The organism is Pontibacter sp. YIM B11418 (assembly GCF_059278805.1).
The window spans coordinates 937,184-945,584 of the sequence record NZ_JCAEMH010000001.1 but is presented as its reverse complement, the minus strand read 5'-3'; the positions used below and the strand labels follow the sequence as shown (position 1 = coordinate 945,584).

The window sequence follows — 8,401 nt, the reverse complement described above, 5'->3', positions numbered from 1 at the left end:
CACGGCCTGGCTCGATACGGGCACAGTAGCATCGCTGATGCAGGCGGCCACGTTTGTACAGGTGATCGAGGAGCGGCAGGGGCTCAAGATCGGCTGCATCGAGGAGGTGGCCTGGCGCATGGGCTTCATCGCAGACGAGCAGCTAAAGGCCGCAGCCGAGCCATTGCGAAAAAGTGGCTATGGTGAGTATTTGCTTCGCATCATGAAAGAAAAAACAATACGGTAGGTATAGCTCAACCATTTTAACAGGAAAGCTGCCTGTGTAATTGCATGGGCAGCTTTTTCTTTAGGTATAGCCTGAATACAGGTATAGCGAGCGTTAAAATATAAAACCCAGCGCAAAGCCTACCAGGATAATGATGGGCGCAGGTATACGGGTGAAAAGAAGCACACAAAAGGTGGCCACTACAATGCCGAAATTGAGCGGGGTATTATCGATGGGATGGTAAAGCATAATAGCTGCCGCTACCACCATACCTGAACTGACGGCATTTATACCTTCCAGCGACGCTCGTACGACCCTGTATTTCTTCAGATCGTCCCAGAAGCGTATTACAAAGAATATCAGGAAGGTGCCGGGCAGGAAAATGCCGACCGTAGCGACTAGTGAGCCCAGTAACTGCCCCCATACCCCGTGTTCCCGCATAGCCAGGTTCCCGATAAAAGCGCAGAAGGAAAAAACCGGCCCGGGAAGGGCCTGCGCCACCGCAAATCCGGACAGAAACTCTTCACCTGTCAGATATTTTTTAAAGTCGACAAACTCGGTGAACATCAGGGGGATGAGTACTTGTCCGCCCCCAAATACCAGGCTGCCGTTCCGGTAAAAGTTCTCGAAGAGTCTGATTGGAAGGGACGAGGTAGCCCCACCCAGCACGGCGGCCACGATTAGCACCCCCACATAGAGTATAAAATTCGCCCACTGTATGCGGAGTTTTTTGTCCTTCTCCTGCGGATGCTGTCTGAAGCGGAGCGCCGTGATAGCCCCACCGGAAATCAGGAGCAACGGGTATACCCAGGGAGAATGGAAAAAATAGGCCAGTATACCTGAGACCACCATAATTCCAATGGCCAGCTTGGTGTTGACTACTTTGGAGCTAATAGCATAGGCCGCATAGGATACAAAACCAACCGCCATGGGCTGTATAAAGCGCAAAAAATCAAGCGAGATGTTATTTTTCTGCATGTAGGAAATGCCCAGTGCCGCGGCAGCCATTATGCAGGAGGCAGGCAGCAACCATACCAGTAGGGTCAGGTAAGCCAGGTTGGGTCCGCCGATGCGATAGCCAATAGCTGTGAGGGTTTGCGTGGAGGTAGGGCCAGGCAATATCTGGCAAAGGGCATTGAGTTCGATGAGTTCCTGCTCCGTTAAATAGCGGCGCTTGTTCACCAGCAGCCGGAGCATCAAAGCGATATGCGCCTGCGGTCCGCCGAACGAGGTCAGGGCGAGCAATAGTACGTCTTTCAGGAAGATGTAGTAGCGCAGACTCATGCCGTAGGTTCAAAAAAAGAGAGACAGTGCGGGCACCATCTCTCTTCTTACTGGTTTCAGTTCAGTTAAGCTTTCTTAAGTCCTAGTTCTACCAGGCGCTCGTTCAGGTATTCGCCTGCAGTAGCATCCGGATAGGCTTTTGGGTTCTGCTCGTCTATGCAGCTCTCCAGGCAGGTCAGGTCCATTTCGGAACGGGGGTGCATGAAGAACGGAATAGAGTAGCGGGAAGTATGCATCAGCTCACGCGGCGGGTTTACCACACGGTGGATCGTTGACTTTAGCTTGTTGTTGGTCAGGCGGGCCAGCATATCACCCACGTTCACTACCACTTGCTCTGGCAGCGCCGTTATCGGAATCCACTTGCCATCGCGGCGCAGTACCTGCAGACCGTCAGCACTGGCACCCATCAGGAGCGTGATCAGGTTAATGTCGCCGTGCTCTGCGGCACGCACTGCATCAGCCGGTACACTGTCCGGGTTTTCGATCGGGAAGTAATGGATCGGGCGCAGAATGCTGTTGCCATACTTCACTTTGTCATCGAAATAAGTTTCTTCTAAGCCCAGGTGGATGGCGATGGCGCGCAGTACCTGCTTGCCGGCTGCCTCCAGCTTCGTGTAAGCCTCCAGCGTAGTCTCTTTCAGTTCTGCTACTTCGGCTGGCCAGATGTTCTCCGGATATTCCTCTTTGATCGGGTCGTTGTCAGGTATACCGCTCAGTTCCTGGCCCACGTGATAGAACTCTTTCAGGTCACCGGTGTTGAAACCCTTGGCCTTCTCTTTCCCCTTACCCACATAGCCTCGCTGGCCGGCCAGTTCCGGATTCTCGTACTTCTGCTTCACCTCATCCGGCAAAGCAAAAAATTTCTTCACGGCTGCGTAGAGTCTTTCCGTCAGGTCATCGCTCAGGCCGTGGTTTTTCAAGGCGATAAAGCCAATGTTCTGATAAGCGTTTCCCAACTCCTGCACAAAACGCGTTCTGCGCCCCTCATCCCCCGATGTAAAATCAGCCAGGTCCAATGAAGGAACTTCATCAAACAAAATCTCGCTCATATAGTCTTTTTTGTATACTTTTACGTTAATATTACGTAGTGCGCAATATACAAATAAAAACAGTATATTGGCAATTTGCTAATTCAAACCCCCTCTAGATGAAAAAAACCTACTTACTCTTTGCTTCGGCCCTTATGCTGGCTTTTGCTTCCTGCGACACCACACGCCAGATGCAGGATGATGAAACACGCACCCCGGTGATGGCAACCACCACAGGACCGACCCCGACGGGAGCCGTGATGAGCAAAGGCGGATTGCGTGTGTTCGCTTTCGACGATTCGCAGAAATACCCGGAGTCCCAGCTGCGACTGAATACTCCCCCAGAGAACGGCGTAGTACAGCCTGGCCCGGTTGAGTTTGTATACGAACTGTCTAACTTCCAGCTCACGCGCATGACGCCTCACTCCAACTCGGAGTTGATGGCTAACTCAAAGGAGGGACAGCACATTCACAACATCGTTGACAACGAGCCTTACACGGCCCACTACGAGACTTCCTTCACGAAAGAGATGGAAGAGGGTGAGCACGTAGTGCTTTCATTCATATCGCGCTCATACCACGAAAGCCTGAAGCACAAAGGCGCCTACGACCTGCGTATGGTGACAGTGGGCCGTCCGCAGCAGCGCATGGACTTCGACATGGAGGGGCAGCACATGTTCTATAGCCGTCCGAAAGGCGAGTACGTAGGCAGCGACACCCGCCGTATTATGCTGGACTTCTACCTGGTGAACACCGACCTGTCGATTACTGGCAACAAGGTGCGTGCGACGATCAATGGTAACGAGTTCATCCTTGACAAGTGGATGCCACACATCATCGAAGGTTTGCCAATGGGCGAAACTACCATCAAGCTGGAGCTGATCAACAATGCCGGTGCTGTTATACCTGGCCCTTACAACACGGTAACGCGCACGATCACTTTGAAAGAAAGCTAAGACTTATAATAGTGTAAAGTATAAACGGACAAAAGCCCGTAGCCATAAGCGCTGCGGGCTTTTGTCTTTTAGCAGGTATAGGTATGTATGAGTACAGGTATAGCTAAGCTGCTCTGAATGCGCCATCATACACTACCATCTGCTATAGTCTATTGTTACCTGTAACACCGCTCCTTAGAGTTTGGTAATCGGGTGCCGCTCGGTAGCAGGAGCCAACAGAAAGCACAAAAATCTGTCTGAATTGGCCAAAAACAACAGCGGCTATACCTGATGTAGGTATAGCCGCTGTTGTTATGTGTGCTAAATATTTACTCTTTTGGCTTGTTTGGCCCGCCCTGACTTGGGTTGGCGATGGAGTTGCGCATATCAGTGTCTGACTGAATGTTCTGCATCTTGTAGTAGTCCATGATGCCGAGATTACCGCTACGGAAGGCCGCTGCGATGGCCTGCGGAATCTCTACTTCGGCTGCAATTACGGAGGCGCGTGCTTCCTGTGCCTTGGCTTTCATTTCCTGCTCCACGGCAACAGCCATGGCGCGTCGCTCTTCAGCTTTTGCCTCGGCTACTTTCAGGTCGGCGCCTGCCTGGTCTATCTGCAGCTTAGCACCGATGTTCTCTCCTACGTCAATGTCGGCAATATCAATAGACAGGATTTCATAAGCCGTGCCTGCATCGAGGCCTTTCTGTAGCACTAGTTTCGAAATCATATCAGGGTTTTCCAGCACGCTCTTGTGCGATGCAGATGAACCGATGGATGTCACGATACCCTCACCCACACGAGCCAGAATCGTCTCCTCACCGGCACCACCTACCAGTTGCATAATGTTAGCACGCACCGTTACACGGGCTTTGGCGATGAGCTGAATACCATCCTGCGCAACAGCGGCTACGTTTGGCGTATTGATCACTTTCGGATTTACAGAAGTTGTCACGGCCTCAAACACGTCACGGCCTGCCAGGTCAATGGCTGTGGCCTGCTTAAAGGAAAGCGGAATATTGGCTTTGTCAGCTGAGATAAGTGCCCGGATAACATTGGGTACGTTGCCACCTGCCAAGTAGTGGGTCTCGAGCTCGGTAGTGGTCACGTCTATACCTGCCTTGGTGGCATTGATCATGGAGTTGACGATAAGGCTTGGCGGCACCTTGCGGATGCGCATGAACACCAGCTCCAGCAGGCCTACTTTAACGCCAGAGAACAGTGCCGTAATCCAAAGACTGATGGGAACAAAGTATAAGAAGATGAACAGCAGGATGATGCCGCCCGCAATGAGGAATAAGAGTGAAAAATTTTCCATTGAGTTGTTTTAGGTAATTGCTTCTACTGTGATTTTATTCGCTACTATTTTGATGATGCGCACGGGCGTATTGGGTGGCAGAAAGGTGCCGGTTGACTGCACTTCGTGACGCCGCTCCTTAAAAATGGCCGTGCCCTGTGGGCGCAGTGCCGATACAGTTATGCCTTCTTGGCCTACCTCCAGCAAGTGGGGGTTTTCTTCGTTCACCCGGCTTTTATTGCTGTCTTTGAGCGCAAACCGCGACCAGGCGTCCGACCTGAAGCTATAGAAGAGCGTTAGCGCCCCGGCTATAATTGAGCCTGCTAATACGAGATGCCCTGTTTCTGTACCCAAGGCAGCATAGCTGATCCAGACGCCCACACCTACCAGTATAACGCCCAGAACGCCCACAATGGTGATGCCCGGCACGAATATGAGCTCCACCACGATCAGGACAAGGCCGATGCCAATAAGCAGCACTACTGTAAGCCAGTCTATGAGCATAGTTTAGGAGTTGGTTTAGGTAAATATAGCAAATAATTGATAATTGTTGATTGTTAATTGTTGGACACCGATAGCAAAGGGAAGTATGTATGGCGTAGCAGCGGGTGAAATCAGGACTGGCCAGAAAGTAAAAGCGTCGCCTCCCTGTCTGGAAAGCGACGCTCTTTGTATTCAGCAGTTGAAAACAATCAGCCAATATTAATCAACAATTAGTAAGCCTTAGCAAAGTACACCCTCTGTTTCGATGGCTTTCCTGTAACTATGTCCACACCGTCTTCTGCCGGCGTATCCAAGGCTATGCAGCGGATTGTAGCTTTGGTTTCCTCCTTAATGCGTTCTTCGGTCTCCGGTGTGCCATCCCAGTGTGCCAGCACAAAACCGCCTTTGGTGTCGAGCACCTGCTTGAACTCCTCGTAGCTGTCTACTTTGGTGGTGTGTTCCTCCCGGTAGTTCAGCGCGCGGTTGTAGATGTTCTCCTGAATTTCGTCGAGCAGGGCGGGGATGTAGGTTGCCAGGCTGTCGAATTGCTGGGTGCTCTTCTCTTTGGTGTCGCGGCGGGCGACTTCGGCCGTGCCGTTCTCCAGGTCGCGGGCGCCAATGGCGATGCGCACCGGCACTCCTTTCAGCTCCCATTCGGCAAACTTAAAGCCAGGACGCTCGGTGTCGCGGTTGTCGAACTTCACGCTGATGCCATTTGCCATCAGTTCTTTTCGGAGCTGCTCTACTTTCTCGCTGATCTGGGCCAGTTGCTCTTCGCCTTTGTAGATCGGCACAATCACAACCTGGATAGGAGCCAGTTTTGGAGGAAGTACTAATCCCTCATCATCAGAGTGAGCCATGACAAGCGCACCCATCAGGCGTGTGCTCACACCCCACGAAGTGCCCCACACGTATTCCAGTCCACCCTCTTTGGTGGCGAACTTCACATCAAAGGCCTTTGCAAAGTTTTGGCCCAGGAAGTGAGAAGTTCCTGCCTGCAAAGCCTTGCCATCCTGCATCAAACCTTCGATGCAGTAGGTGTCGAGGGCGCCGGCGAAACGCTCGTTTGGTGTTTTTACCCCACGGATAACCGGCAGGGCAATGTATTGCTCAGCAAAGGTGGCGTATACCTCCAGCATCTGCTTGGTTTCAGCAATAGCCTCCTCAGCAGTAGCATGGGCAGTATGGCCCTCCTGCCAAAGGAATTCCGTCGTGCGCAGAAACAGACGCGTACGCATTTCCCACCGCACTACGTTTGCCCACTGGTTTATGAGCAATGGCAGGTCGCGGTAGCTCTGGATCCAGCCTTTGTAAGTGTCCCAGATCACGGCCTCAGAAGTTGGTCGAACAATCAGTTCTTCTTCAAGTTTGGCATTCGGGTCCACGCGCAGTTTTCCGGGCTTGTCAGGGTCTGATTGCAAACGATAGTGCGTTACTACGGCGCACTCCTTGGCAAAGCCTTCAGCGTTCTGCTCCTCGGCCTCAAATAAGCTCTTAGGCACAAACAGCGGGAAGTACGCATTTTCATGGCCCGTAGCCTTGAACATATCGTCTAGCTGACGTTGCATTTTTTCCCAGATGGCGAATCCGTACGGCTTGATAACCATACAGCCGCGAACGGAGGAGTTCTCCGCCAGACCGGCTTTTTTCACCAGTTCGTTATACCATAAGGAGTAGTCTTCGCTTCTTTTTGGCAGCCCTTTACTCATTTTTAAAATTATTTATTGTATATCTCTAATTGTAAATCTTTTTGGAATGAATATTGCTCTCCACATAAAGAAGATTTAAAATCATTCCGGCCCAAAATTACGTTAATATATTATACTATTGATAAGGTTTTGCGCTATTGTGTTTATATCTTTGATATAGAAGCATTTTAGAAACACAGAAGGCCATGAAAAAAATAAACATATACACCGCAATAGCCCCTGTGATTGCACTTTTCGCGGTTGGTTGCAGCAGCCCGGTAGCTATGCAGTCGACGGAGTATGATGATATGTATTACAGCTCATCAGACCGTACCGAATATGTGCAGCCTCAGGCTCAGGCTCCCCAACAGCAGCAGTATGCTTCTGCCGAGGAAAACCAACAGGCCGCCACTGGTGATGTCACGCAGAACTATGCCGCCGACGAGTATTACGACGGACGCACCTATCGCCCACAGGCAACCTGGAATAATCCGAACTACGCCTATGTGGACCCGTACTGGACATCCTCTTACGTTCACCGCAGTGTAAGTCCGTATTACGATCCTTACTATTATGACCCTTTCTACGATCCTTACATGTATGATCCGTTCATGCACAGAAGAAGCGGCTTGCACGTGAGTATCGGTTTGGGTATGGGCTGGGGCTCTGGCTGGAATCGCTGGGGACACCACTATGGTATGTATGATCCATTCTGGGGTAACAGGTACTGGCCATACAATAACTACTATGCAGGCTACTATAATGGGTATAACCGAGGCTACTATGGCGGAAACCGCTTTATCTATGACCGTCCGGTAGTGGTGCAGCAGCGTCAGGTGCAGTACGGACCGCGGGGCGAGCGCAGCGTTGTGCCGGCAACCGGCAATCCCGAGCGTGTAACTGGCCGGCCAAACCGATCAGAAGCAGTCAGCAACGAGCAGCGCACACAAGGTGCAGACTATGCCCGCCCAAGCAGAACAGAGCGTGCCAACGGAAATTCGAATTCAAGAACCCAGGAGATCAAAGCAGGAGAAAACTCCGGCCGTACTTTGCCAGCCAGACCAGCAACTACCAACCGTGGTTACGATCCGCAGAGCGGTCAGGTGAGACCATCGCGTCAGCAGCCTGTGCAGCGCATAAATCAGTCAAGAGAACAGTATGTGTCGCCAGCTACGCAGCCACGGGAGCGCCAGCAGCGTATACAGCAGCCTACACAACGGCAGGAAAGAATACAGCAGCAGCCAGTGCAGCGTCAGCAGATTCAGCGTGAGCCAGTACAACGCTCGCAGCCAAGCTACCAGCGCAGCCAGCCGGTGCAACGTTCTCAACCAAGTTACCAGCGTAGTGAGCCGGTGCAGCGTTCCCAGCCGAGCTACTCGCCACCATCCAGAAACTCTGGTACATCAAGCCCTCCGGCACGAACTAACTCCAGCGGCGGTGGCCGTGGAAATAGAGGAGGAAACTAACCACTAACCACTCATCC

The 8,401-nt window shown here is 51.8% G+C and carries 7 protein-coding genes and 1 pseudogene; 3 read left to right on the top strand and 5 right to left on the bottom strand.

Annotation, left to right across the window (positions count from 1 at the left end):
• Positions 1-226: pseudogene (locus AC4QZR_RS04325) on the top strand (glucose-1-phosphate thymidylyltransferase); the annotation flags it as partial.
• A 93-nt stretch (positions 227-319) separates the two neighbouring features.
• Here AC4QZR_RS04325 and chrA read toward each other — a convergent pair.
• Both chrA and AC4QZR_RS04315 read right to left on the bottom strand, forming a co-directional pair.
• Positions 320-1,489 carry a chromate efflux transporter gene (gene chrA / locus AC4QZR_RS04320; protein ID WP_494479781.1) on the bottom strand — a complete coding sequence of 390 codons (1,170 nt, stop codon included), beginning with the start codon at positions 1,487-1,489 and terminating at the stop codon, positions 320-322.
• Positions 1,490-1,554: 65 nt separating this feature from the next.
• Positions 1,555-2,538, bottom strand: coding sequence for an isopenicillin N synthase family dioxygenase (locus AC4QZR_RS04315; protein ID WP_494479780.1), 984 nt, complete (start codon positions 2,536-2,538; stop codon positions 1,555-1,557).
• Positions 2,539-2,636: 98 nt separating this feature from the next.
• On the opposite strand from AC4QZR_RS04315, the gene AC4QZR_RS04310 reads away from it, so the two are divergent.
• Positions 2,637-3,473: a hypothetical protein gene (locus tag AC4QZR_RS04310; RefSeq protein WP_494479779.1), complete on the top strand. Its 837-nt coding sequence runs from the start codon at positions 2,637-2,639 to the stop codon at positions 3,471-3,473.
• A gap of 308 nt (positions 3,474-3,781) precedes the next feature.
• Here the strand turns inward: AC4QZR_RS04310 and floA are convergent, their stop codons facing one another.
• The 3 genes from floA to proS form a co-directional block, all read right to left on the bottom strand.
• Entirely contained in the window at positions 3,782-4,768 is a 987-nt protein-coding gene (floA, locus tag AC4QZR_RS04305; RefSeq protein WP_220627511.1) for a flotillin-like protein FloA, read from the bottom strand.
• 9 nt (positions 4,769-4,777) lie between these two features.
• A complete protein-coding gene (locus AC4QZR_RS04300; RefSeq protein WP_494479778.1) occupies positions 4,778-5,251 on the bottom strand; it encodes an NfeD family protein in 474 nt (157 codons plus the stop codon).
• Positions 5,252-5,460: 209 nt separating this feature from the next.
• A complete protein-coding gene (gene proS, locus AC4QZR_RS04295; RefSeq protein WP_494479777.1) occupies positions 5,461-6,939 on the bottom strand; it encodes a proline--tRNA ligase in 1,479 nt (492 codons plus the stop codon).
• Positions 6,940-7,124: 185 nt separating this feature from the next.
• Here proS and AC4QZR_RS04290 point away from each other — a divergent pair, with 185 nt between their 5' ends.
• A complete protein-coding gene (locus AC4QZR_RS04290; protein WP_494479776.1) occupies positions 7,125-8,384 on the top strand; it encodes a hypothetical protein in 1,260 nt (419 codons plus the stop codon).
• Positions 8,385-8,401: the final 17 nt, after the last annotated feature.